The organism is Nostoc sp. (genome assembly GCF_036917395.1).
Taxonomy (GTDB): Bacteria; Cyanobacteriota; Cyanobacteriia; order Cyanobacteriales; family Nostocaceae; genus Nostoc.
In genome coordinates this window covers 1-26,269 of sequence record NZ_JBALDI010000040.1, presented here as the reverse complement: position 1 = coordinate 26,269, position 26,269 = coordinate 1, and the positions used below count along the sequence as shown (strand labels likewise).

Here is a 26,269-nt window from a genome sequence, read left to right as displayed (position 1 = left end):
TTCAAATCACAACATAACTAACAGACTCCTTGTAGGGAAAACTACAGTAAGGAAAGAAGCGAAATTTCACCGACTTAATCGGTTCGTTACACCTCGCACAACTATTACGTAATCCTGTCCCACACTAAAAACAGAACTTATTAGGACTTACGCAAAATATCTCTCAAACTCTCATTTCTCTGTGACCTCTGCGCCTCTGTGGTTCGATTTTCCGTTAGCTGTGCGTAAGTCCTGCTTATATCAAGTCCGGGTAATTAGTTATGATTCCCACAATCATTGCACCCCACCCCCAGCCCCTCCCCGCTCTTCGGGAGGGGAGACAAAGCGTAGCTTTGGCGGGGTGGGGTTCTTGGGGTTTTATAAGTAATCAAGCGGACATGATATTAAGTCTGGTAAATTTTATTATGTATATATACATAGCTAAATGTAATAACAACTTTTTTATACTGAAGCTAGTTTTTAGCGTAGGCGTAGCCCGCACTTCTCTACGGGACGCTGCGCGTAGCTTGCTTCCCCGTAGGGGTACGACAAAGCTCAGTGACCACCGTAGGCATCGCTGATTTTTGATCCTACCTCACAAAATCGCGTTGCTCCCTACGAAGGTTAGATGAGGCAAACCTTGAGGAATTTCTTCAAGAGAGACACCCATACGCCAAGTTTCAACGATCGCCCCAACAGATGTACGAGTTCCCTTGATAATAATTGGCTCATCACTTAGAATATGCTCGTCTTTGACGATATGACGATATAAAGATGTTTTGTTGCTTGAACCATAGCTGTAAATATCTTAAGAATTTTCCCAGACATTAATTGTACTGATTCTGTTGAGAAGTGAATTTGTAGATTTGTTGAAGTTTGCAGAAACATGGCAAGGCGATGATTGAGAAGAGTGTCTTCAATCCTTTCATAACAATCTTTTGGCACAAAGATGATTACTGTGTAACCAAAAACTACGGTTAATTTATCAATTACATGTATTTAATGCTTGAAAGCAGGTATTATAAGAATTTATAGGAAATAAAATCTTAATTCTTTCATCTGCGTTGGAAAAGTATTGAGTTCCAGTAAAGAGACTTGATGAAATCAGCGTAACTATTGATTCTAACTAAGACCGCCATGAACCCTAGTTTTTTAACTGCCCATACTCCAACCGCGATCGCTATTGTTGGCGGAGGTTTTAGTGGTTCTCTAGTCGCTACCCACCTATTGAAGACTGCCAGCCAACCTCTCATCATTAAGCTGATTGAGCGTAGCGATCAAATTGGCAAGGGAATTGCCTACAGCACAGATACCAACTGTCATTTGCTGAATGTATCAGCAGGCAACATGAGTGCATTTGCCCATGATTCGGGGCATTTGTTACGTTGGCTTCAGCACAACCGCGATGAGTTAACAGCATTTTTTTCAGAAGAAGTCAATGCCAGTACCTTCATACCTCGTAAGGTTTATGGTTTATACATTCAATCGGTTTTGGCAGAAGCAGAAGCCACAGCACCTAGTGATGTGCGACTAGAACACTTGACCGATGAAGTGGTAGGAATACAGCTTGAAGAAAAAGGCGCAATGATTTCTCTGCGTAGTGGTCGCTGTTTTGCCGCAGACAGAGTTGTGTTGGCATTGGGGAACTCACCCTCTGCACCCCCTGCCATACAAAACGCCAACAGTAATGATGATTATCTACGGAATGCTTGGTCAGCCGATGCCCTAGCAGACCTTGATGCTGATGCACCTGTGTTGCTAATTGGTACAGGACTGACGATGGTGGATATGGTTTTATCTCTGAGCGATCGCCAACATCGCGGTAAAATTTATGCTGTGTCCCGACGAGGATTATTTCCCCTAAAACATCAAGCGGCTCAACCTTATCCCTGCTTCTTGACCCCAGAAAATTCACCAAAACGTGTACGCGATTGGTTACATCGGGTGCGTGCCGAGGTGGAAATTGCTGCTGCCCAAGGCTACGACTGGCGAGCAGTAATTGATTCTCTGCGTCCTATGATCCAGAAAATCTGGCAAAAACTACCGACCGAGGAACAGCAACGTTTTTTGCGTCATCTTACACCTTATTGGGATGTGCATCGTCACCGCATTGCCCCAAGAGTAGCGGATGTTGTCACCCAAATGCTGGATTCTGCTCAACTCACCATTGCCGCAGGGCGGATTCGGGAATATCAAACTTTGCCGGACGGTGTGGCAGTGACCGTATGCCAGCGCAAAACCCAAATTAATAATATCTTGCACGTTCGCCGGGTAGTTAATTGTACAGGAGTAGCAGCAGATTATCGCCGATCGCCTCATCCTCTGATTACTAATTTGCGATCGCAAAAATTAATTCGTCCCAATGCCATCGGTTTAGGATTAGATACAGATACCGACGGTGCTTTATATGCAACAGACGGTAACGTTTCGACGCTGTTTTATACCTTAGGAACTCCCCGCAAGGGCGACTTGTGGGAAAGTATTGCCGTTCCAGAATTACGGGGACAGGCGCAGGAATTATCTAAGGCTTTGTTGCAGTCGCTACCAGTGCGTGTGCGGACTATTGCGGCGATGCCTTTGTTAAGCGTAACTGATGGCAGTGCAGAGATACCCCAGTCAACTTTCCTATTTCGGCAATTTTTTGATCCTGAAACTAGTAGTTACACTTATTTAATTGCCGATCGGCAGACAGGAGATGCTGTTCTAGTCGATCCTGTATTAGAGCAAGTTGACCGCGATTTGCAATCATTGGATGAACTGGGATTAAAGCTACGCTACTGTCTAGAAACTCACCTTCATGCCGATCACATCACAGGGGCAGGCAAACTTAGGCAACAAACAGGCGCTCAAGTGATTGTTCCTCAAAATACTGCTGTGACAAAAGCCGATCGCTCTCTTGTCGGTGGCGAAATCTTAAAAGTGGGATCGGTAATCATTGAAACAATTTCCACGCCAGGTCACAGCGCCAGTCATATAGCATATTTGGTGAACAAAACCCATCTGTTAACTGGTGATGCCTTATTTATTCGTGGTTGTGGACGTACAGATTTTCAGGGAGGTGATCCTGGAACTTTATACGATGTGGTGACACAACGCTTATTTACCTTGCCAGATGATACTTTGGTATATCCTGCCCATGACTATAAAGGGCGTACTGTTTCCACTATTGGCGAAGAAAAGCGGCTTAATCCCAGATTTAGCGATTCCTACGGAGCGCTGCGCGAACGCAGTCGTAGTCAATTTATTACCATCATGAATAATCTCAAATTGAGTTATCCTCAAAAGATGAATGCAACAGTACCTGCGAATGAATACTGTGGTGATTTTATTCCTCAAGAAAGCTTAGACCAGGCTACGAGTTCGGCAACAGATGAAGAACAGAAACAAATAGAACTCACAGTCATGACTAATACAGAAATCTACAATGATTACTTTGCTATGTATATCTAGAGTAGAGTGAAAATCAAAATTTTTCTACCCTAGGTCGCAATTCAACTTCACAAGTCCAAGCATTGCGAGGTTGGCGCAGAATGTTCAGGTAAGTTTGAGCGATGTCTACGTAAGCTATGTGAACAACTGGATAGTTGGATTTGCTAACGATGCCTGCGGTGGGCTGCGCCAACGCACTGTCTGGGCCAAAGGGATGTTGCCAATTCGCGCCAGTAGTCCAATGCCACCAACTCAGAAAGGAAACTTGCTTGACAGCTGGTTTTGCCATCTCAAACACTAAAGAACCCGGTAATCGCTGCTCATCGGGTAAATCGGGAAACTGTTCTTCAGATAAGGGACGCTCTGCAACTGTCACATATCCTGTAGCTTTGACAAATTCACCAAATTGTGCATTTTTTACCTCATATTTATCAATACAGAAGTTAGTCACCGTTACATCTCCAGGCGATCGCTCTTCCACAAAACTGGAATTATCAGACCCCATTTTGAACGTTCCTCCTGAAATTATCGCCATACCTTGGGGACAGGGATTGACTGTGGCTGCAAATGCGGTTGTATTGATGAATAAGAGTGCGATCGCTATTCCCTGAATGAATATTAGTGTGAGAAAGCAATATTTTTTTGCATACCTAATATTCTCACTTTTGCTATTTTTAATTAAATGCCTGTAGTTCATCAATAAGATTCAACTTTTCTTAAAACTTATATCATTTTAGATTTTAGATCAACAATCCCCCTTTTCGTTGTATTTTTCGGTAATCTATTTCTCGCATTACATTATTTATTGTCGAAAAATCAGTATTTTTTCCCAATAAATCTTCAGAAAATTTTCAATCTTTGATACTATGCAGAAACTGTTAACTCTAAAATCAGGCTAATTTACAATAAATATCTTTAGTTCTGTTAAGGGATTTCCAAGAAATAAATTAGCAAAATAAACGTAGACGCATTCGCAAAGCATCTCGTCACAGGCTACCACAGAGTAGTTTTTCATCTCCCCCAGTAAAAAGGGATTAAGAAGCCAGGAAAAGTCAAATCCTGATTGGCTCCTTTTAGTGGGATTGCCCACAAGGCAGTGGCTCTCGCCAATCGCATACTGGTTTCATCAAGGCAGCTTTCTCCCCAATGCCTTACCTAAGAAGTGGACATTTCCGATTTTGACGGAATAACTACAGACGGACATAACGCCCGATAATTCACGCCCTCAGGACACCCGTTAGTCCTTGGTGCAACTGTAAATCAAGCTTTTGATATTACACAAGTTGCTTGATCACACCCTGAACGTTCACAAGCGCGATCGCCTGCTGCTCACTTGACTACTTGTTAAGCCAATAGAGAATTTTTAAATAGTAATAATTATCGTTATAATTAACTGGTGATTTTATTTTTTGGAAGTCTTTTAAACCAAACTCAACTCAAAATAATTCAAAATATTCTCTTTGCTCCCAGTTAGTCACCTGCTTTAAATAATCTTCTGGTGGCTGATCAGTAACGGACTGCAAAAAGCGATTAATTTCACTCTGTTTCATCTCAATGATGAAGTTTATGAACTGCTGCCCCATTTTTCGAGAAAAAAGTTCGCTTTGGCTCAAATATGAAATTGCCTCTGGCAAACTTTTGGGTAAGGTTGGATTTTCTGTCGTGTAAGGTGACTCTGTTGGAGAGCCAGGGTCAAGTTTATGAGCTACACCATCTAACCCAGAAATCAATTGCGATGCCATGTAGAGATAGGGATTGGCTGCTGGTTCTCCAACTCGGTTTTCAATGTGGGTATTAGGGTCATCAAAACCGCCTTGTAATCTAATCATTGCCCCTCGGTTTTCCAGCCCCCACCCTGCACGGTCAGGGGCCAGGGAATAAGGTCTAAATCTTTTATAGCCGTTAATTGTCGGGGTTGTGAACACAGAAGCAGCATTGGCGTGTTTAAGAAGACCACCAACGAAGTATTTACCTAAATCTGACATGAGGGTTTCGGAGTTTGCAGACATGAGAGCGTTCTCGCCTGTGGTTTGGTCTACAAGGGATTGGTGCAAATGCCAGCCATTGGAAGAACAACCTTGTAGTCCTGGACGACACATAAATGATGCGATATAACCTTGTTGACGGCAGATTTGCTTGGTCGCCATTCGGAATATCATCATTGTATCCGCAGCTTGCAATGCCGGAATCGGGTCAAAGGTAAATTCAAATTGACCAGCACCCCCTTCGTTTTCTACACTCCTTAAAGGTAATCCCATTTCAACTAAGTTTTCTGCCAAAACGCGTAGCAAATCGTGAATCTCTGGATTGTGGGATTCTAAAAGGTATTGGAAGCTATGCTCTACGGCGCTAACTTTGGCAGGTTCACCGGGTTTTCCAGAAGTACCAACATTAGCGATCGCTAACATTGGATCTGACAACTTTGCCAGATACCACTCAACTTCTAAGCCGACAATATGCTCCAACCCTCTTTGATGTAACTCTACCAATGATTGCCTCAAAATACCGCGACTGGAAAAGGGCATTGGCTGACCATTTTGAAAGTATTCATCACAGAGAATAAAGCCAGTACGTTTTGCCCAAGGCACAATTTTGAAGGTACGAGGGTCAGGAACAGCCACAAGATTTGGCGCACCTGTCATCAGAGGCATATCCAAGCTACCGCCGGGAATGAAAGGGTTAAATACTATTGCACCACCAGTATCAAACAGGAATGTCCCTGTGCTGATTTGCATACCATTTTCTAGAGCGCTTAAAAAGGCTTGGGGTAAGAGCGACTTACTGCGAACAATGCCATGCTGGTCTGACCAAGCGGTGCGAATCAACAATAGATCCTGTTCTTTAATGACAGCCTTGATCTTTTCAGATGCTTCTTTTTGGATTTCTGTCCACAGGTGATGACGCTCAATAAACCCAGGTCTTTTCATTTGGATTGCCTAATCATGTTCAACTGTTTGAGCGGTTAGTTTGAAATCAGCCTTCATTAGGCGTTTCCATTCTTGGTGATAACCGCGAATTGCTAACTCATCTGTTACAGGCCCGGTGATTACACCATCTTCATCTATATGATGGCGATCGCTGATGCCAAACCCGCGATTCATCGCTACCCACTCAATTTCTGGAATACTTAGCCCCCGATGACATTCGGCAAAATTGATCATATCGTCAGGAACCCCAAAACTGGGGAAATCTTCTTGAGTTCTCATCCGCAGAACATTAACTTCATCTGGGACTCCAGACATCGTGGTGGCATATATTGTCAGTTGAGTGCGATCAACAGCTAACGGTTCAATCACTTCGATTTGATTCCCAAAAACTAGCAGATTAGGAAAAATAGTTAAATTCATCTGCGAACCTATGGACAAATCTAACCAATAAGGAGCCTGCTCACCCCACTTTTCTCGAAGCTTTGCTTCATAAGCTTCCCGTCCTAGCTGGGGTCGTTGTTGTTGCCAGAAAGCGCCAGGTCGTTTTTCGTAACTGGGACGCTGATCAATGAACATATGCCCATGACCAAGATACTGCACATACATTGGCCCTTCATCAGGATTGTGGGCAAAATATTGCATGTCTTTTTCGGATTCTAGACGATTTGCCACAGCTAGCAGAGAACGGTGTGAAAACGCTACATGATAACCATCAGCGGCATTATCGTAGGTAAACTTCCAGTTACCTTGATAAATCATTTTATGTGCGCTACTTTGCACGGTGATTTGAGCATTAGGAAAACGATCAATCCACTGATCCAATAAATCTTTGGCTCGTCCGAGATAAGCGATTAAGTCTGGTGCTTCACAATTCAAAGTCCCAAAGATAAAACCACGATAGCTTTCTACCCAAGGAACTTGTCCCAGGTTAAATTCTGGGCGATGGAAGTCAGCAGCGTAACCTTTTGCCCAAGGAACTCCTGTGAGTTTGCCCGTGTTGCTATAAGTCCAGCCATGATAAGGACAGGTAAAAGTTTTCGCACAACCACGAGTTTCACGGCAAACTGTCGCGCCTCTATGGGTACAGCGGTTGAACAAAGCGCGAATTTTATCTTGGCGATCGCGCAGGATAATAATTGGACGATGCCCTAAATTAGATGTCTTAAAATCGTTGGGGTTGGGTATTTCGCTTTCATGAGCAAGGTAAACCCAGGTTCCCCCGAAAATCCGAATCATTTCCTCTTGGAAAATTCTCGCATCCGTGTAAACACAACGGTGGACTCGTTCTGGCTGAATTAAATAATCCCAATCATAGCCTTGCTTGACTTCGCCGTTTCCATGCAGCATGGTTAGCTTTTCTCAAAATAAATTTGACAAATAACTTGATGTAAAATTCCTAACTTTAAGCTAATCTCTGTCTCAATTATCCATTTTTTTGTTCTTCATTATTCTAGAACTTGATCAATAGCCGTCAAAAGGCGATCTCTTTTCACTACAGCCGTCACTTCCACGCCCCACTGAGATTTATTGAGTGCATTCCCTAAAACTCTTGCACCTGACGGTGGAATGCCATTTTTAGGACAAGTCTTATCAAAGCAAGAAACTAAGGTTTTCATGACCTTGATCCGCATCAATTAAATTCACCTGCTTGAGAGCTATTTTCCATTTGCCATGCTGCTGGTGGAACCTGTGTCCATACCAACCAGCAAAGGTTTGCGTCCGCCCTTGGCGAAATTCATGGATGAGAAAGTTGGAACGAATTTTGACTTCTTCTTCCTTTGCACATGAAAATATTTCAATGTTACTAATTATTCGGCTAGTACGCGATCGCGGTGTTTGAGCATAAGCAAAACCACACTGCAACCAAAATACCTTATCTTCCAAGCGTCTGTGGTCATCGAAAGCGATGGATACTTCTTTTCTAGGGTCTCCACCACCTGGAGTGCTGGGAATCCAATAAAGGCATTTGTTAGTAAATAACCCCAACCAATCATCAAATTTTCCATCATCCAGTAACCGTGCTTCCAGAAACAGCAACGCTTTGCACTCTAACTCAATTGCTTGATTAACTGGTTTTCCTCCATTCTCCCACTCTGGAAGTCTTTTAATTAATTCACTATAAAATATTTCATCCACGTCATAGGAATATTGTGAACTTTTGGTGTTTTCTTCTTTGCTTACTGACACAATTTACTTCTTTTAATACCAAGATATTATCTTATATGAGTTTAAACTAACTAATGACAAAAGCGTAGTGGTGTCCACACTGTCATGAGCAAAAATTACTTTTTGGGAATAAAGGCATATCAAATTATCAATGACAATCAAGGTGGAGTGCGACCCCAAGTCCTACTGCATTGTGTGGAAATACTACGAGTCGCTATTTCTCGAAGAGTGGACGCGATTAAAGACATTCTCAAGCGGTGGGCTGGGGATTTACGTTGGGAAACGGTGCTAGAGTTGCAAGCGACGCCGAATAGCCCGTCGTAGACATCGCAGCGAGTGAGCTACGTAACCTGGAGCAATTTATGCCTCATTTTTATCAGTGGCTTGATGAAACGTTGCACTCAGTGTAACGAACTGATTACAATCTGATGCTGTAATGTGTGTTTAGAAGTAGAGCAATCGACGTAGACGATAATCTTGCCCTGGTCTACATGCGAGTTTAAAAATGTGGGATTGATCTTGAACGGTTTATATCTTGCAACACTTTACGCGACGCTCGTTGCACGGCATCGTCTCCCTTTGGGAGATGACTCGCTCTAAGCGTTGGCGCAGCCTCTGGTAGAAGCGAATTAAATTTAGCAATATTCTGCAATACTAATGTGTTGGCTTACATTGTTAATGTGTCGGCTTACATTGTTAATGTGTCGGCTTACATTGTTAATGCGTCGGCTTACATTGTTAATGCGTCGGTTTACATTGTTAATGCGTCGGTTTACATTGTTAATGCGTCCCCATGCAATGCCAATGTATTCCCTTGGAATGTTAATGCGTTCCCCTGCATTAAAAACACTACGCTTTTACGCAAAAGTGGACTCAGAGCTTTTTTCAGTGCCATTCCACCAGAAACTAATACTACCTCGTTGCTTCAGGTTGCATCGTTCTCTTGCCAATTGCGAACTCGATAGTCGGGTTCGGCTTTCTTATTTATAATCAAACTAAGAGTGGAGAGAGAACAGTTAATAGGTATACTATTTTTTCTGTTCGTGCAACAACGCCCTTTCAATCTACAACATCATCTCGCTTTAAAGCAGCCGCCAATTCTCTCATAAACTCAACAAAAACGCGAACTTTAGCCGAGAGATAGCGTTTTTGCGGATACAATACTGCAATTGGTAATCCAACTTGGGTCGCGTAGGCTTGGAGAATCGGTTGGATGTCTCCACGGGCGATCGCTTTCGCTGCAATAAATTTGGGCAATTGCACCACACCGGCTCCTTGAATAACCGCCTCTAAAATGACTTCTGAATTATCGAATTTTAGATAACTGTCAAGGGTAAGGTCAATCGATTTTCCATCTTGTTCAAACTTCCAGTTAGCTTCTCGCCGAGTCTGTGAATAGATAAAGTTGACACAGCGATGCTGCAATAGTTCTGTAGGCGTTGTGGGCGTACCATACTGGGCGAGATACTGCGGCGAGGCACAAGTGATGTAGTGTGCAGTTGCCAGGTGGTGCATGATTAAACTGCTATCGCTGCTCATTCCAATCCGCACAGTTGCATCAACGCCTTCCTCAATCAGATCGATTAGGCGATCGTTAAAAGAAACATTCAGATAAAGCTTCGGATATTGTGTGGCAAATTGCAGCAGAGGCTGGGCGATATGCATCTTGCCAAAGACAAAGCTCAGATCGAGTCGCAATGTTCCGATTGGCGTGGATTGCGATTGTTTGACTTCGAGTTCGGCTTCTTCCAAATCGTCAAAAATTTGCTGAGAGCGTTGATAAAATCGGTTGCCATCTTCGGTCAGTGTCAAACTGCGAGTCGTCCGCTGGAGTAAGCGCACCCCCAATTCATCTTCTAAGCGCAATACAGCCCGACTCACGGCTGACGGAGCCATGCCTAAGTGTCGCGCTGCCTCAGAAAAGCTGCCATATTGAGCGGAGCGCATAAAAATCATCAGGCTTTTGAGCTTGTCCATTGACGCAACTACATCTTTGAATTTTTTGCATAACTGTTTTGAATTTTAACTACTTTCCCTATTTTTCGGTATAAGGTACTGTTTAGACAAGATGAAATTTCTGATACGCAAACAGTATCGAAAAAACAAGCATGACACAGCAAATAAACTCAGAACGAATCATTTTAGTCACTGGAGCTACGGGCAATCAAGGTGGCGCAGTAGCGCGTCATCTTTTGCAGCACGGAAATTTCAAGGTACGTGCCTTTGTGCGCGACCCAAACAAGCCTGCTGCTCAAGCACTCCAACAAGCGGGGGCAGAACTGGTAGTAGGAGAGTTTAGCGATCGCACTTCACTTGAAGGCGCTCTAAAAGGTGCCTATGGCGTTTTTTCGGTGCAGAACTTTCAAGATGGAATGGAAACTGAAATCCGTCAGGGTAAAGCGGTCGCAGACGCAGCGAAAGCGGCAAGTATCCAGCATTTCGTTTACAGTTCGGTGGGTAGCGCAGAACGCAAAACTGGCATTCCGCATTTTGACAGCAAGTTTCAAGTCGAAGAATATATTCGAGCGATCAAGTTACCCTACACGATAATGCGTCCGGTTTTCTTCTTTTACAATTACAACGCGATGCGCCCGATGGTTGAAAACGGAACGCTTTCCCAGCCGCTTAGTCCTAAGACGAAATTGCAGCAACTTTCCGAAGAAGATTATGGGGAGATGGTCGCTGAGGTTTTCAAGCGCCCCGCAGATTTCTTGAACCGCGAACAAGAAGTCGCAAGTGTGGATATGACAATGACGGAAATCGCAGCCGTATTCAGCCGTGTTTTCGGAAAAAACGTCGAATACCAACAAATTCCGTTTGAAGCGTTTGACCAGCAAGCTGGAGAGGAAGTGACCATCATGTATCGCTGGTTCGAGAACGTCGGTTACGCAGCGGATTTGGCACAGTTGAAACGCGATTTTCCTGAACCGACCGACTTGGAATCCTATTTGCGCGATCGCGACTGGGCATAACCAACCTTCTTCGCGTCCGCTGTTGGGTCAAACGGTATATAAAGTAGTGATTTAGAGTCAAACAACAGATTGTTCACTTAAAGAAAATCAGGTGTGAAATGAAATTAAATGGAAAAATTGCAGTTGTTACTGGGGCAAGTCGAGGCATCGGCAAAGCGATCGCAACCCGACTGGCAAGCGAAGGGGCGATCGTCGCCATCAACTATCGCGAAGATGCCAAGCCCGCCGAAGCACTGGTCTCTGAACTGAACAGCAAGGGGTTCAAAGCTCAAGCGTTTCGTGCCGACGTGAGCAAACCGACAGAATGCCATACTCTTTTAGACGACGTCGCTAAGACTTTTGGACGAGTGGATATCCTGGTGAGCAACGCTGGTATCGAGCATTTTGGAAAGCTGGAGGAGATCACCGCGCAAGATTTCGAGCGTGTGTTCTCAGTGAATGTTGCCGGCCAACTATTTGTTACGCAGGCTGCCTCTCGCTACCTTCCGTCCGGTGGACGGATTGTGCTGACTTCCTCTGTCAGTGCCAAGATTTCGGTCTTCCATCACACGCTGTATGCTGCAAGCAAAGCTGCCGTTTCGGCGATGGTACTCAACTTGGCTCCCGAATTGGGAGAGCGGGGGATTACCATCAATGCCATTGCACCAGGTGGCACAGCAACGAATATGGCAAAAGAAAATGGGAAGCTTTACACACATCCGGCTCTACAGAACGTATCGCCCGAGGCTTTGCTCAAGAGCAAGGCGTCACTACAGCGCTTGGCTCAACCAGAAGAAATCGCCGCAGCTGTAACATTTCTAGTCTCCGATGATGCTTCTTATGTCACCGGCAGCACGCTTGCTGTTGACGGTGGAAGGCTCTAAAGCTGGTCTATCCGGGCGCAGAAGATGGGTTCTTGCTCAGTTTTTGTGACGGAAGTATGCATGAATATTGTGAAACCTAGAAATCCCATTGAATCAAAAGCGCGATCGCACCCGTTTTCACCAAAAGCTGACAAGAATCTGTAATTGATACCTTACAGCCCAATTGGGACAAAACCTGTTAAACAATAGATAATTTTCTCCTCACAGGTTTGGACGAGCAGTGCGGTACATTGACCGTGAACCGCAACAGGGCAACTTGAGAAAATAGTTTACTCATGGCTCTCAAGGGTGCTGTATGTAAGTATCTACAGCTTATCCCCTGAGAGCTTTTTTTATTCAATCGCCAACTTTTCAAACATCCTCTTAGATTTTCTTTTATATGCTACTCATAGTAGCGCTCCTGAAAGTAGTTAATAATAGTCTAAAGCGGACTTTTGTATTACGATTAGTAATGCTACTCTTAGTAAGCATTCATATTACTTATAGATACACATACCACAGATAACCAACTGAAAGTAGTGCTACTTTAGGAGTAGGAATTAGGAAATGCCTGTGCTTGTAAAACTGAAAAAGACTAGAGAAGCTAAAGGCTTGTCTCAAAATGAGCTAGCGAGGAAAACTGGTTACAGCTTGCAAAATATTCAAAAAATTGAGCAAGGTAGAGCTGCGTCAATCACCTTTGATGCCTTGGGGAGATTTTGCGAAGTACTTGAATGTCAGCCTGGAGATATTTTGGAATGGCGGCCAAACAATATTGATGACAAAACTGGTCACTCATCAAATAATGAGGTGTTAAAAACTGCTTCATAGGAAGTATAAAGAAAAACTGAGTCGCCAAAATCATAGATTTTGAAGCTGCCAGCGCTTATGAAGCTGAAGATATTAGACATCTCCGAAAAAGAATATCAAAGCCTTGTGCAGTTAGGGTCAATATCTCATTTTTGGAGATGTCTATTGAAAGACTCATCGAGCAGGTAAAAATATTGTTGGTAGAGATGGAAGGGTCTCAGGCTGTAGTTTTACTTAGAAATGCTGATTATTTGACTACAAGAACATTTACGATTTTTTATAACTATGTTCGCCAACCAATTTCTAACAATGTAGTGTTTATGATGGTTTCCGGCGATAAATCCTGAATATTTCCTCCCTTACTGGATTTGATAGAGCAACAACAAGCCGCTTAAAACAATAATCGCCTTTTGATAATGGGCAATTTCTATAAATTGATAACTTTAAGATATGTCTGCGGAAATTTGCTCCTTACAACTGGGACTTATATTTGCAGACTGAGAAATTTTGCAAACATTGTCAGCCTAGCCAGAAAGAGGTGGAATCATGAACAAACCATCTAAGTACAAAAAATCCACCTCTGCTGTATCCAGTGACAAGATACCACCAGATAATCTTGCCCAAGAAGATATCTCGCAAGAAGAAAACCCAGCTACAGCAACAATTACGGTTACAGCTGTTGAAGTCCAAGAATTAAGCCAAGAAGAAAAAAGCGATCGCTTGCATTTAGAGCGAAAGGTTGAAAGAGCGTTTTTTGAGGCAGGTAAAGCTTTGACGGAACTCCGCGATCGCAGATTGTACCGTTCCACTCACAAAACGTTTGAGGAGTATTGTAAAGATAGATTTGGTTACAGCCGTAGACAGCCCTACTTTTTAATGGAAGCAGCTGTTATTTTTCAAAACTTGGAGCAAAAATGTGATCGGAACGATCACATTTTGCCAACTAATGAGTGGCAAATCAGACCTTTAACTAAGCTAGATTCAGACATTCAGCCCGAAGCATGGCAACAAGCGGTAAAGTCTGCCAATGGAAAAGTACCCTCACACCGGATTGTGAAAAACGTTGTGCAGCGCATCATGGAGCGCACAAAAGTACCAAACACTTACCAGTTGGGCGAAGTCTGCCAAATCCTTGCCAAAGACAATCCTGAACTCAGGGGCAAAGGTGGATCTTGGTGCATCGTAAGTCATGTAGGCGAATTCAGTTGTACTGTTGTGGGATGGGATGGAGAATACACCGTGAGAATCGACCATCTGAAACCGCTTAATTATTTAGACTCAGAATGTCAACAGATGCAATTAATCAGTGATCGCATCAGTAAATTACGGGACAGTGGCAAGCTAGAAGCGCCAGCAGAGGCAGTTTTGAAGTGCTTAGGGGAATTGAAACGCCCATATTTAACTGAGTTTGAGGAAAGGCTTTTGAGTTTTATAGAGCTTGAATGTAGAATTAGTAACTATTGAAGAACGCGCGATCGCATTTTCTCCATTTAGTGCTCATGTTAGAACTTATAGTGTTAAATATCTAAAAGTATTGTCGGGCTTAGATTTTCAATAATAGCCAAATTATTTAATCAACTTGCTGAATGTGAGTTGCATAAAACTAAAAAACAAGACTAATTGATATTTGAGAGTTAGATAAACGCCAACTCAAGAACGTCTTTCTCTTTTAGAAATACTTCTGAGCATTGATATTCTCGGACGATCGCTCACATAATCTCCTCAATAAAAGGTTCTCCTTCGTTTGAATTAAGCATAATCACTTATGATAAAACTAGTGAGTTCATTCGGTGATTGCCTCCCTGGTTGGAGAGTGTTTCAGCTTTTCTTAGTGCCATTCTTCTCAGATGCAATTTTCTTCAAACACTTCTCTGGGTGTTGGATGAAAATATTGATGACAAACTCTGTACCTTTTCCTAGTGCGGAAGAGCATGTTAAATGACCTCCATGCTGTTCCACCACAATCGAGTAACTAATCGATAATCCCAAACCTGTCCCACTACCCACAGGCTTAGTGGTAAAAAAAGGATTAAATATTCTCTTGAGTATCGATTCACTCATGCCTGGACCATTGTCAGCGATGCGAATCAGCACTCTATTAGCATCCTGAATTTCAGTGCGAATGCGAATTGTCGGGAGCGAAAATTGGGAAAATGTCTCACTTGTCATTCCCCAGTCGCCAGCGATGCACTGCGTCGCCCTGAGCTTATTGAAAGGAGCTTGTCGTTCGCAAAGCGTCTCAAAGAGAAGTGTCCCCATTTCCAAAGCATCAATTGCATTACTTAAAATATTCATAAACACCTGATTGAGGGAACCGATATAGCATTGGACTAAAGGCAGTTGACCATATTCTTTAATCACTGCAATTTCTGGATGCTTATCATTAGCTTGGAGTCGGTGCTGTAAAATTAACAGAGTGCTATCAATGCCAGAGTGAATGTCTACTGGTTTAATTCCCACTTCATCTAGACGGGAAAAGTTACGTAGTGATTCAACAATATGTTTAATCCGGTTGGCTCCAACTTGCATTGAGTCAAGTAGTTTAGGTAAATCCTCCATCAAAAATGGTAAATCAATAAACTCTGCTGTAGTTTGGATAGCCTGCACTGGAGTGGGATAATGTTCTTGATAGGTTTTGATGAGTTTTAACAGAGCCTGCACATAAGTTTCTGTATGAAATAGATTGCCATAAATGAAGTTTGCCGGATTGTTAATTTCGTGAGCAACTCCTGCAACCATTTGTCCCAAAGACGACATTTTTTCTGCTTGAATTAGTTGGGCTTGAGTTTGTTGAAGATGGTCTAAGGCATAAGTTAGTTCAGAATTTTGGTTTTCGATTGTGAGGATATTACGGTAGGAACGGAGGGAAGAAATCACCACTGTAATCAGCTTTTGCCGTGTCAGTTCTGTTTTCAGCCGATAGTCGTTAATATCGTAGTCCAGAATAACCGAGGCTTCCGGCGCTTCTCCAGGCTGACCTGTACGTAAAATAATTCGTACTTGGTGGTTGGGCAATTCTGCTCGAATATACTGAACTACCTGCAATCCAGCATCATGTGTTTCCATAACGACATCTAACAAAATTAATGCTGTATCTGGATGCGCTTGGATTAAGTCCTTCGCTTCTGCACCAGAGTGAGCATGGAGAAACATCAGTGGTTTACTCTCAAAGGTGCAATCTTCCAGTGCCAGGGTTGTGGCTCGATGGACTAATACATCGTCATCTACGATCAAGACTTTCCAAGTTGCTACAGATGCTGGTGGAGAGTTTGGAACCGCTTGCGAACCAGTATCATCTTCATTGGTTGCATTGGTTGGTTGTCTGCGATCGTCATCTGCAAAGATAAACGGATCATCGTTGTCCGCAAAGACGAAAACAGCGTCATTTGCTGAGTTGGAAACCCTTTGATTTTCGCTGGGCATACTTGATCATTCCTAATTCTGGCGTTTATGGAGTAACCAGTAGCTCAAGTGGAAGGGTTACTATAAATAGAGTTCCCTTTCCCGCTTCACTTTGCACATCGATTCTTCCCCGCAATTTTTGGGTGACTAGATTGTAAACAATATGCAGTCCTAGTCCTGTTCCACCGCGATGCCTTGCTGTGGTAAAAAAGGGTTCAAAAATGCGGCTTAAATGCTCCTCAGGGATACCACAGCCATCATCACCGTACTGAATGATCACCTGATCGGCTTGCTGTAACACCTGAAAGTACATCTGCCCAGCTTCTTCGGGCTGATATGCGTGCATGAGGGAGTTCATCACCAAATTGGTGACAACTTGTGCCAATGCTCCTGGATAACTGCTAATGGTTACAGTGTTATCGCCTGTTACAGTCACGGTATGTGCTGTATGTCTTAAATTTGGTGCTAAACTAAAGAGCGTTTCTTCCAGATAAACTTTAACCCTAATAATGCGTTGCTCCAGGTTGGTTTGATCGACGGCAACCTGTTTGAAACTTTGCACCAATTCTGCGGCACGATTGAGGTTTGTCAAAATCATTTCTCCACAATCTCTGGCAATGTTCAGGTAGTGGGTCAAATCTGCCCGTTTAAGCTGTCCCTGCTCAACAGTTGTGATGAGAGCGGTAGTTTTATCTACTAAAGTCGATACTAGTGTGATGCTAGTACCAACAGGAGTATTGACTTCATGAGCAACCCCTGCAACCAGGCTACCTAAAGCAGCCATCTTCTTGGATTCTACGAGTTGATCTTGAGTCGTTTTGAGTTCTTCCAAGGTTTGGGAAAGTTGTTGAGTGCGATCGCTGACTTTCTGTTCGAGTGTGTTGTAGAGATTAGCATTTTCGATAGAAATAGCAGCTTGGGATGATAAAAGCTTGACAATTTCTAATCGGTCTGACGTAAATGCTTCCGTAGCCAGGTTATTTTCCAGATATAAAATTCCCAGCAGTTTACCCTGATGCACAATGGGATTACACAGTAGGCTTTTAGGCTGGTGCTTTCTGATGTATAAATCAGCCACCAGAGCCGCCTCTATTCTGGCATCAGCGATCACAAGGGATTGTAGACTCCGTTTGACAAGGTAAATCAGACTGAGAGGAACATCAAAACTCTGATCAATTGATAGTGCTGGCCCAACGCTAGGTTCTTGTCCTAGTTGGGCGATCGCTTCTACTTGCAAGTCATTCTCTTGCATCAACATCAGCACACATTTGCTGGCTCCAGCATTGGTGACGATCGCATTCAGCAAGCTAATGAGCAATTTGTCTAACTGAATCTCACAAGACAAGCTCTGGGAAGCTTTGAGGATAGTGACAAAATCTAGGGCTTCAGAGATAGAAGTGTTGCTACTAGATGTTTGCGTCAGGTGATGAATCGTGCAAGCAGGTATAGCAAGGGTTTCTAAGGGCTGGAGAGTGAATTGCTTTTGTTGCAGAATAGGTTGTAGTAATTGCGGATAACGTGTTTCCAAGTCATCGATTTTAGCTTTGGCATCCCAACGAGCGTAGCAGTAGTAGGCTTCTTGGATGTAGGCTTGAGCCACCTTTTCTTTGCCCCACTTGAGGTAGAATTTGGCTGCCAGCTCATTGCTAAGTGCTTCTTCGTTGAGGTAGCCGTTTTCTTTGGCTACTGCAATGGCGCGATCGTAATACTCCATTGCTTTAAGTGTATTTCCCATCACCCGCGCTGTTTCTGCCTCAACTAAATCATACTTGTGCTGGAAATTGGCTCCAGCATGACTAGCCCAGTAGCGCATAAGTTTTTGGTTGGTAAATACCTGGTTCAGCCAACGTTCCTGCTGGTTACGATCTGCCTCCTCTGGACAACCTTGGCTCGCGCATTGCGAATATTGTGCAAGTAAGGACAAAGAGTAGTAAAAGTTATGTCCGGTAACAAGTAGTAGACCAAAGGCTCCATCTACAAATTTAGTGGCTTGCTCTGCACTGATTATAGCCTGTTCATACTTTTCAAAGGCATAAAGGAGAACTGTTTTGGCTACATAGGTTGCAAATAGTGACTGATGATTATGGGTGTTATGAAAATGCAGTAGCATTTCCGTCTCATCAAAATCAATCCCAGTCAGGTGAAACTGATCAGAGGCTTGTCCAAGAAAGTTTAAAGTGAGTTGCCTCCAAATCTTGGCATAATCAACACAATGCTTTTGTTTGAAGTTTAAAAGTAAATCAATATATTGTGCTTGCCTTTTCTCAACAGCATCTAGAGGTTCTCCAATCAGGAATAAATGTGCAGACTCAGCCATCATTGAATAGCTAGTGTATTCGATGTCTCCGACCTCTAGTCCAGACTGCATACCTTCTCGTAACAATTTGAGTGTATTTCGGCCATGTTCCTTGCAAGCACAGATAAAAACACCAAAGAGCATATAAATTTTGGAACTGAGTTCTTTGGCATGGTATTGTTCTAGTAGCTTTAGAGAAATCTGACCTGAGTGATAAGCACTGTCTACATCTTTGATTACAGCACACAGAAATAAGCCATAAATTCCATAGACATAAGCAGCCAAAGATGAATGTCCTTGTTCAAGACAAAGATGGAGCATTGTCAGCGCCACTGACGGAAACATATCCGGTTTGACATGATGAACAGCAGGGGTAATGCTAATTAGCAACCGGAGTGCAGCCAGAGATTCAGGATTGATCATCTCTGAAATATTGGCTAAACTTGTCAACTCTGGTAGTTGCTCTAAATGATTCTCTAGCTCTACATCAGGTAATATCAACGAAATTTTTAACTGCTCTAGTGCTTTTAACCCTGTTTCAATAGCTTGAACTTGCTGATCTTGGGCAATATAAATTTGAATTTTTAGCTCATAGGTTTTAATTCTGTCCAACAGATGCGTGGTTTGCTGTAAGATCAGCTTTGCTAGAGTTATAGCTTGTTCAAAGTGGGTGTTTAAGTATTCTGCTTCTGCGGTTTCGTCATATAGCGCTAGCGTCAAAGCATACTGATTTTGCCAGCTATCTCCTGCTAGCAGTTCTATTCCTAGCGTAAAATACTGAACCGCAGCAGTGTAGGCAGTGGAAGCCTTAGCTTTCCGTCCAGCTACCAGATTTAATTGAGCTAGTTGATTTCGTTCGGTCTGTTGAGTAATTAACCCCAATCCCATGTTTAATTGACTAACAATCTGAAAAATCTTCTCTTGTTGCTCTTTCGCAGAAATATTATTTAACAGTAGCTGCCCTAGTTTTAAGTGAGTAGTCTGTTTCTCATCTTCAGGAATCAGAAAATAAGCAGCTTGTTGGACGCGATCATGCAAAAACTTATAAGTAACTGCTTGTGAGCTTTGTTGGGTAATTATTTTACTTTCCTGACCAACATAGAACTTGTAAACTTCAGTTTGAGGTAGGATTAACCCCTCTTGTAAAGCTTTCCATAGGGCTGTTGCAGTTTCGGCTTCTGACGCAGAGACATTTGTAGAGCCTGCGCCTCGTGCGATCGCTAACGTTGCTAAGTCAAATTCGTTCCCAATACACGCTGCTAATTTCAACACATCCTGCGTCGCTGTTGGCAACTTTTGCAATTGCAATGCCATGAATTCAACAACATCATCCGTTAAAGCTAACTCTTTGACTTGAGGAATGTCACACTGCCAATTTCCCTCATCGAAATCAAAATATATCAATCCATCTTCATACAATGACTTGATAAATTGCGTACTAAAAAATGGATTTCCCTTGGTTTTTTGATATATTAGTTGAGTTAATGGTTGTGCAACTTCTGGTGAACAAGTGAGGGTATCGGCAACTAGTTGATTTAAACTTGTTGAACTCAACGGTACTAATGTAATAATGTTAATTGTAACTTTTGCTTTAGCAATTTCTTCCAGTGTCAGCATCAAAGGATGAGTACCAGAAACTTCATGATCGCGGTAAGCTCCAACTAATAATAAGTACCCCACCTTTAATTCATCCATCAACAACTGTATTAAATTTAAAGATGCTGAATCGGCCCACTGCAAATCATCCAAGAAAATCACTAAAGGATGTTCTTTGGTCGTGAAGACTTGAATAAACTTTTGAAATAGCAAATTAAAGCGATTCTGTGCGGCAGTTCCAGATAAATTGGGCGCAGGTAATTGTTGACCGATAATTTGTTCTAGTTCTGGAATTACCTCAATAATGACTTGCCCATTCTCACCCAGTGCTGCTAATATTTTAGTTTTCCAAGCTGATAATTGAGAATCATTTTCACGGCTCAATTGCCCGATTAAATCTCGAAACGTCTGGACAAAGCCAGAAAAAGGAATATTACGATTAAATTGGTCAAACTTCCCTTTAATGAAGTAGCCCAGCTGTTCGACAATCGGCTTATGGACTTCATTAATAATCGCCGTTTTACCAATACCAGAAAACCCTGCGACTAACATGAGTTCCGTCTGATGATTAGTAACACGGTCAAATGCTTCTAGCAAAGTTTTCACCTCCTCTTCTCGACCATAGAGTTTTTCGGGAATTATGAAGCGATCGCTAACATCTCGTTGGCCAATCGGGAAACTTTCAACTTTGCCCGTTTGCTGGAGTTGATGCAAACAAGTTTCTAAATCATATTTCAGCCCGAATGCACTCTGATAGCGGTCTTCAGCATTTTTTGCCATTAATTTGCTCACAATTTCTGAGAGTACAGGCGCAATTTCTGGATTAATCTCATGTACTAAAGGTGGAAGTTTTGCAATATGGCAATGTACTAACTCCATCGGATCACTTGATTGGAACGGTAGTTGCCCTGTCAGTAACTCGTAAAAAGTTACGCCTAGAGAATAGAAATCAGTCCGGTAGTCTATGCCGCGATTCATTCGTCCAGTTTGTTCTGGTGATAAATAGCCGAGTGTCCCCTCCAAAACATTGGGATTCTTTAGAGTTTGGGTTTCCCGTGGCAGCAGAGATGCAATACTAAAGTCAATGAGTCTGACATCGTGAGTTTCTGGATTAATCAGAATATTGGCAGGTTTAATATCTTTGTGAATAATGCGATGACGAATAAGAATATCTAATATATTGCACAGAGCGATCGCTAAGAGCAAAAATTCAATGAGAGTTAGCATAGTTCTCCATTGTTTCAGGGAAATTCCCCCAAAGTCTTCCATTACCAATGCATAGCCATTCTGGTACGTTTCCAAGCTGTAGGTTTGAATGATCCCAGGAAAGTTGAGATTTTTGGCAATGGTGTACTGATTGCAAAACTGCACCAGTTCTGTGAAGCTGGGATAAGGGTTTTTCAGCAGCTTGATGACTACAGGCTGTTGGTCAGTTTCTTTATATCCGCGATAAACCAGGGTTCTTGAACCGTTGTAGAGTTGTTCGCTAACGTGATATCCGCTCATGCTGACTTCGGTACTAACCATACTGCTGAATCCTTGAGGTTTCAGTTTTTAGTATTCCCACATGAACTCCCGTAATTCAAAACCTGCACCAGGATCTGACCAAGATACTGCTTAATGCTGAACATACCTTGCACCATTCTCCATCAGCTTCTTTGTTGCCCACACAGAGAGAACTGACGAAATCTAATGGCTTCCTTAATTACGTCAATGTTTCCCTGGAAGCATCCCACTTTGGCAAATATACTAATTCTTGAGACATTAATTTTAACTGCTGATTACGGTTTGCCCTAACTTAACTTTTGCAAAACTCACCTAACTACGCCATTTGCCTAGCCATTAACTGAGCAAATAGCCCCTCAACAGCAGCTAGTTCCTGAAAAGTTCCTTGTTGTACAACCCGACCAGCTTGGAGTACATAAATACGGTGAGCATTGTGAATAGTACTAAGTCGGTGAGCGATCGCAATTCTGGTAACTTGTAAGTTATCTAAACTTTCACTAACAATCGCCTGGGTTCTATTGTCAAGCGCACTTGTAGCCTCGTCGAATAACAAAATGCGGGGTTTTAATGCCAGAGCACGAGCAATTAGTAACCGTTGCCGTTGTCCTCCAGAAAGATTACCACCTCCTTCACTCACCACGGTATGCATCTGCATTGGCATAGCGGTAATATCCTCAGCAAACCCCGACATCCGCGCGGCTTCCCAGGCTTCATCTAAAGTAATCTGAGCGCCGCCTGCAATATTCTCGAAAATGGAGGCTGAACTCAATTGACCATTTTGTAAAACAACGCCCAACTGTCGGCGGACTGCATCCACATCTAACCCAGATAAGTCTTGACCATCATAGTAGATGCTACCTGCAATTGGAGTTTCAAATCCCAGTAGTAATCGGAGAATAGTTGATTTACCACTACCAGAACCACCGATCAAAGCAATAAACTCCCCAGGAGCAGCAGAAATACTTACATCATTCAGTGTCAGCGGCCCATCACTGCGGTAGCGAAAAGTAATATGTTCTAAAGTAACATTACCAATCAGCCTGCCAGGATCGGCTTTGAACAAATCTACTTCTGGTATAGTCGAGAGAATAGGCTGGGTGCGTTGCCATTGGGGAAGAACTTGCAGGATTTCTGTAACTGTATTGCTGAGGTTTGTAGTTCCTTTAGTAAAGTTACTAAAAGCGGCATTGAAAGCGAGGAAAGTTCCCAGGGATAGTTCAATAGCCCCTGAAGTTGGAGGATTTTCGATTAGCCTAATAGTAAACCAGAAAAGAACTCCGGAAGTTAGTATGGGGATTACTGTATTGAAAAGCACAACAGCATCTTCAACCCGTTGTGTACTAAGTTCTAACTTAATTTGTTGAGTATAATTTTTACTCCAAGCTGCAAATGCACGTTCTTCTGCCCCGGCAATATGTAGCTTGGAAATGCCATTAATTAGCTGCACTGTTTGCCCAAAAATACTGCCTCGCAGTTCCAAAAGCGGACGCACCTTAGATAGCAAGAGTAAACCAGAGACTGTAGTTACAGCGATCGCAACTATGGCAAATGCAACTGCAATCAAAGCTAATTTGTAGTTGTAATAAAATAACTGTCCTAAGTAAAACAGCGCGAACAGACTGGTAAGGAGATTGATTAGGGTTCTCCCACTAAGTCGCCGACTGATCGTACTCACCGATGATACGCGGGAGAAAATATCTCCGGTTGTGTACTTTCGGAAAAAGGATACTGGCAAAGAAAGCAGCCGATCCCAGACACCAGCCTGAGTAGAAGCATCCCCAGCCGTTTCAATCCGCAGCAGAGCAAGTCCCTGGGTTAGCTGAAATAGACCTGTTCCTAAAGCTGCAACTAATAGTCCCAATCCTATTTGTAGCAATAATCCCCTGTCGCTATCAGGAATTGCGTTGTCTATGATAATTGACGTGGCATAAGGTGTAAGCATCCCTAGTAATGTGACGGTAATGCCCGTGAACAAAATTACTAGTAGATCCTGCTTACGTCCTTTAAGTGTGAACCGCAATATATCAACAGCTTGCAGTACCTTATCAGGTAGAGAACGATAAAACATATAGGCAACGGGAACCAGTGTTGCAGCTATACGCTCATCCACTTTGACGCGGGTATGTTCAACTGGATCAAAAATTTCATAACGAGTTGCACCAATCGGTAGCAATGCTACTGGTCGATTGTCCTGTTGGGTGTAGGCAACTATCGGCCCAGAATCCTTCTCCCACCAATTATCTCGCAACAGTACCCGCCGCATTCGGATGCGTGAAGCCCGGACAATTGCTTCCAATGGCTCCTTAACTCGCTTGAGATTTTCACCACAAGACGGGGGGCGAATTTTTACACCCATTGCCCTTCCAACGGCTCCAGCAGCAACCAATAAAGGAGTACCTTTTGAGAAAAAGTCTCCGCCTTGGGAATTTAATGTTGATGCTAGCTCCCCTATAGCCTGGGCTGTGACTTGACGATTCAGGCGTTGGCGATCGTGCAACCGTGTCATTTCTGCCTGTACTTCTTGCTCATCTAATAGGTTAAGGCATTGTAGGAGTTGAGTGTGCAGTTGAGATAACCCAGCTAGAAGGATATCTGAATTTTGGAATTCGCTAGTAGTCTTGGTAGTAAGTTGCACCCCCTCCAACGCTTCTAACCACATTTTGTCAGTGAGGGGAAAAACTGCGCTGGCATTTGTAAAAGTTAGTTCCTCAAACCCTAGAAAACGGACAGTCCCTTGAGTCATCTGTACCCAACAGGTGACACTTGTTTCTGGCTGAAAAGTCTGACCATTGTTTAAGGAAAATCGTGATTGTCCCTCAGCTTTTACATGAATTGCGGGCATGGTAATCTGGGAGAACACACTACCAATTTGCAACAACCAATTTTCTATCCAGGCGATCGCCCTAATATCTCCACTGGCTATTAACTCGCGGTAACATTCCTGATGTACTTGTAGTAATTCAGTCTCCCTAGTAGGTACTGCCAAAATCTGACGATGCTGATTAGTAGAATTAACAGCAGTTCCGAAAAGTGCTTCACCTTGACTAATACTGCATAGATAACGGCGAGTTCCTTCTATAACGCCATCTTTGACTGTGACAGCAAACAAAGCTATAGAGCCAGACTGAATTACCCACACCCGTGAGGGGTCATCCAGTAGGATCGGTTCATTGCCATTAACTATATAAACTTGCCCCTGTATTAGCATTTTAGATTTTATATTCTAGATTTTAAAATGTTAAAATGTTTTATAGTAATTTACTGCTCACCCTCTCTACCCTTCAGTGCCCAGCAAGCGTGAATATGCACCATCTACTTGCCATAATTCTTTATGAGTGCCAAGTTGTACAACCTTTCCACGTTCTAGGACAATGATTTGATCGCAATCGCGGATAGTGCTTAATCGGTGGGCGACAATTATACACGTACATCCCCGGCGGCGGAGATTCTGGTCAATGATTTGTTCTGTTTCTGCATCTAGGGCGCTAGTAGCTTCATCCATGATTAGTATTGAGGGATTATTTACTAAAGAACGAGCGATTTCTAAGCGTTGTCGCTGACCACCACTTAAATTAGCAGCACCTTCTATGAGTTCTGCATCCAATCCACCAGACATAGAGACAATTACATCAGCGATCGCCGCATCAAGACATGCCCGCATCAGGCTTTTATCTGGTACAGTAGTATCCCACAGAGTCAAATTATCTCTAACCGTGCCGCCAAACAACAAAATTTCTTGCTCCACCATTGCAACAGAGTTCGTAAGCAATTGTTGGGGAATCTGCTTTCTGGGTTTTCCATCAAAGCAAACCTCTCCCGCCCAAGGTTGATAAAGTCCGCTAACTAATTTAGCAATCGTAGATTTCCCAGAACCGCTTCCACCTACCAAAGCTACTCGCTGTCCCGGCTTAATTGAGAGGTTAAAGTTTTCAATTAAAGGCAATTCTAAACGGCTATAGCCAAACGTAATATTCTGCAACTCGACATAACCCTGCAACTTGGGAAGAAGATAAGAACTGGAGGATGATTTTCCCTCCCCTGCTCCCCTGCTCTCCTGGTTACTGAGCGCAGTCGTTGGCGCAGCCTCTCGTAGAGAAGTATGCTCCCCTCCTCCTTTTCCCTCGCCAATCGGATTATCTAACACATCATCAAGGCGAATCAAATTACCTTCTAGTTCTTGAAGAGTTGTACCGAAGTTGACCAAATTGTTAACAGGCTGCTGAAAGTTTTGCATCAAACCTTGAAACGCTATAACCCACCTTCCGCACCCCAAGTGTCACAACCGGAAATTACTTAGAGAAAAAAGGCAAGTAAGAATAAAAACACACATCTAGAGGCAAAAAA

The 26,269-nt window shown here is 43.0% G+C and carries 16 protein-coding genes and 1 pseudogene; 6 read left to right on the top strand and 11 right to left on the bottom strand.

Annotated features, from left to right (window positions below; all coding sequences use genetic code 11):
- Nucleotides 1-574: 574 nt before the first annotated feature.
- Nucleotides 575-697 carry a DUF433 domain-containing protein gene (locus V7K46_RS32050; RefSeq protein WP_442939838.1) on the bottom strand — a complete coding sequence of 41 codons (123 nt, stop codon included), beginning with the start codon at nt 695-697 and terminating at the stop codon, nt 575-577.
- A 419-nt stretch (nt 698-1,116) separates the two neighbouring features.
- Between V7K46_RS32050 and V7K46_RS13595 the strand changes: the two genes are divergently transcribed.
- The gene (locus V7K46_RS13595) at nt 1,117-3,429 is read left to right on the top strand and encodes an FAD/NAD(P)-binding protein (RefSeq protein ID WP_335113882.1); all 2,313 of its coding nucleotides are present in this window, start codon (nt 1,117-1,119) and stop codon (nt 3,427-3,429) included.
- Between the two features lie 13 nt (nt 3,430-3,442).
- On the opposite strand, the gene V7K46_RS13590 is transcribed toward V7K46_RS13595, so the two are convergent.
- The 5 genes from V7K46_RS13590 to V7K46_RS13570 form a co-directional block, all read right to left on the bottom strand.
- Nucleotides 3,443-3,913, bottom strand: a complete 471-nt coding sequence (locus V7K46_RS13590) for an SUMF1/EgtB/PvdO family nonheme iron enzyme (RefSeq protein ID WP_335113880.1) — start codon at nt 3,911-3,913, stop codon at nt 3,443-3,445.
- 931 nt (nt 3,914-4,844) lie between these two features.
- Nucleotides 4,845-6,335, bottom strand: coding sequence for a glutamine synthetase family protein (locus V7K46_RS13585; RefSeq protein WP_335113878.1), 1,491 nt, complete (start codon nt 6,333-6,335; stop codon nt 4,845-4,847).
- A 9-nt stretch (nt 6,336-6,344) separates the two neighbouring features.
- On the bottom strand, nt 6,345-7,682 hold the full coding sequence (locus V7K46_RS13580; protein ID WP_335113876.1) for an aromatic ring-hydroxylating oxygenase subunit alpha: 1,338 nt from the start codon (nt 7,680-7,682) through the stop codon (nt 6,345-6,347).
- Nucleotides 7,683-7,780: 98 nt separating this feature from the next.
- Complete coding sequence (locus V7K46_RS13575) at nt 7,781-7,951, bottom strand: hypothetical protein (protein ID WP_335113874.1); 171 nt, start codon at nt 7,949-7,951, stop codon at nt 7,781-7,783.
- Nucleotides 7,926-8,522 (bottom strand): aromatic-ring-hydroxylating dioxygenase subunit beta, encoded by a 597-nt coding sequence (locus tag V7K46_RS13570; protein ID WP_335113872.1) that lies wholly within the window; start codon nt 8,520-8,522, stop codon nt 7,926-7,928. The genes V7K46_RS13575 and V7K46_RS13570 overlap by 26 nt, the downstream gene beginning before the upstream one ends.
- Before the next feature lie 84 nt (nt 8,523-8,606).
- On the opposite strand from V7K46_RS13570, the gene V7K46_RS13565 reads away from it, so the two are divergent.
- Nucleotides 8,607-8,825, top strand: coding sequence for a hypothetical protein (locus tag V7K46_RS13565; protein WP_335113870.1), 219 nt, complete (start codon nt 8,607-8,609; stop codon nt 8,823-8,825).
- 735 nt (nt 8,826-9,560) lie between these two features.
- Here the strand turns inward: V7K46_RS13565 and V7K46_RS13560 are convergent.
- A complete protein-coding gene (locus tag V7K46_RS13560; protein WP_335113868.1) occupies nt 9,561-10,478 on the bottom strand; it encodes a LysR family transcriptional regulator in 918 nt (305 codons plus the stop codon).
- Nucleotides 10,479-10,609: 131 nt separating this feature from the next.
- On the opposite strand from V7K46_RS13560, the gene V7K46_RS13555 reads away from it, so the two are divergent.
- The 4 genes from V7K46_RS13555 to V7K46_RS13540 all read left to right on the top strand — a co-directional run bounded on the left by V7K46_RS13555 (nt 10,610) and on the right by V7K46_RS13540 (nt 14,589).
- Nucleotides 10,610-11,473, top strand: coding sequence for an NmrA/HSCARG family protein (locus tag V7K46_RS13555; RefSeq protein ID WP_335113866.1), 864 nt, complete (start codon nt 10,610-10,612; stop codon nt 11,471-11,473).
- Nucleotides 11,474-11,571: 98 nt separating this feature from the next.
- Complete coding sequence (locus V7K46_RS13550) at nt 11,572-12,336, top strand: SDR family NAD(P)-dependent oxidoreductase (RefSeq protein ID WP_335113864.1); 765 nt, start codon at nt 11,572-11,574, stop codon at nt 12,334-12,336.
- 546 nt (nt 12,337-12,882) lie between these two features.
- The gene (locus V7K46_RS13545) at nt 12,883-13,146 is read left to right on the top strand and encodes a helix-turn-helix domain-containing protein (RefSeq protein ID WP_335113862.1); all 264 of its coding nucleotides are present in this window, start codon (nt 12,883-12,885) and stop codon (nt 13,144-13,146) included.
- Between the two features lie 525 nt (nt 13,147-13,671).
- A complete protein-coding gene (locus V7K46_RS13540; protein WP_335113860.1) occupies nt 13,672-14,589 on the top strand; it encodes a hypothetical protein in 918 nt (305 codons plus the stop codon).
- A 354-nt stretch (nt 14,590-14,943) separates the two neighbouring features.
- Here the strand turns inward: V7K46_RS13540 and V7K46_RS13535 are convergent, their stop codons facing one another.
- The 4 genes and pseudogenes from V7K46_RS13535 to V7K46_RS13520 all read right to left on the bottom strand — a co-directional run.
- Nucleotides 14,944-16,548 (bottom strand): sensor histidine kinase, encoded by a 1,605-nt coding sequence (locus V7K46_RS13535; RefSeq protein ID WP_335113858.1) that lies wholly within the window; start codon nt 16,546-16,548, stop codon nt 14,944-14,946.
- Nucleotides 16,549-16,573: 25 nt separating this feature from the next.
- Complete coding sequence (locus V7K46_RS13530) at nt 16,574-21,946, bottom strand: trifunctional serine/threonine-protein kinase/ATP-binding protein/sensor histidine kinase (protein WP_335113856.1); 5,373 nt, start codon at nt 21,944-21,946, stop codon at nt 16,574-16,576.
- A 295-nt stretch (nt 21,947-22,241) separates the two neighbouring features.
- A complete protein-coding gene (locus V7K46_RS13525) occupies nt 22,242-25,133 on the bottom strand; it encodes an NHLP bacteriocin export ABC transporter permease/ATPase subunit (RefSeq protein ID WP_335113854.1) in 2,892 nt (963 codons plus the stop codon).
- A gap of 66 nt (nt 25,134-25,199) precedes the next feature.
- Nucleotides 25,200-26,183: pseudogene (locus V7K46_RS13520) on the bottom strand (ATP-binding cassette domain-containing protein); the annotation flags it as partial.
- Nucleotides 26,184-26,269 lie beyond the last annotated feature (86 nt).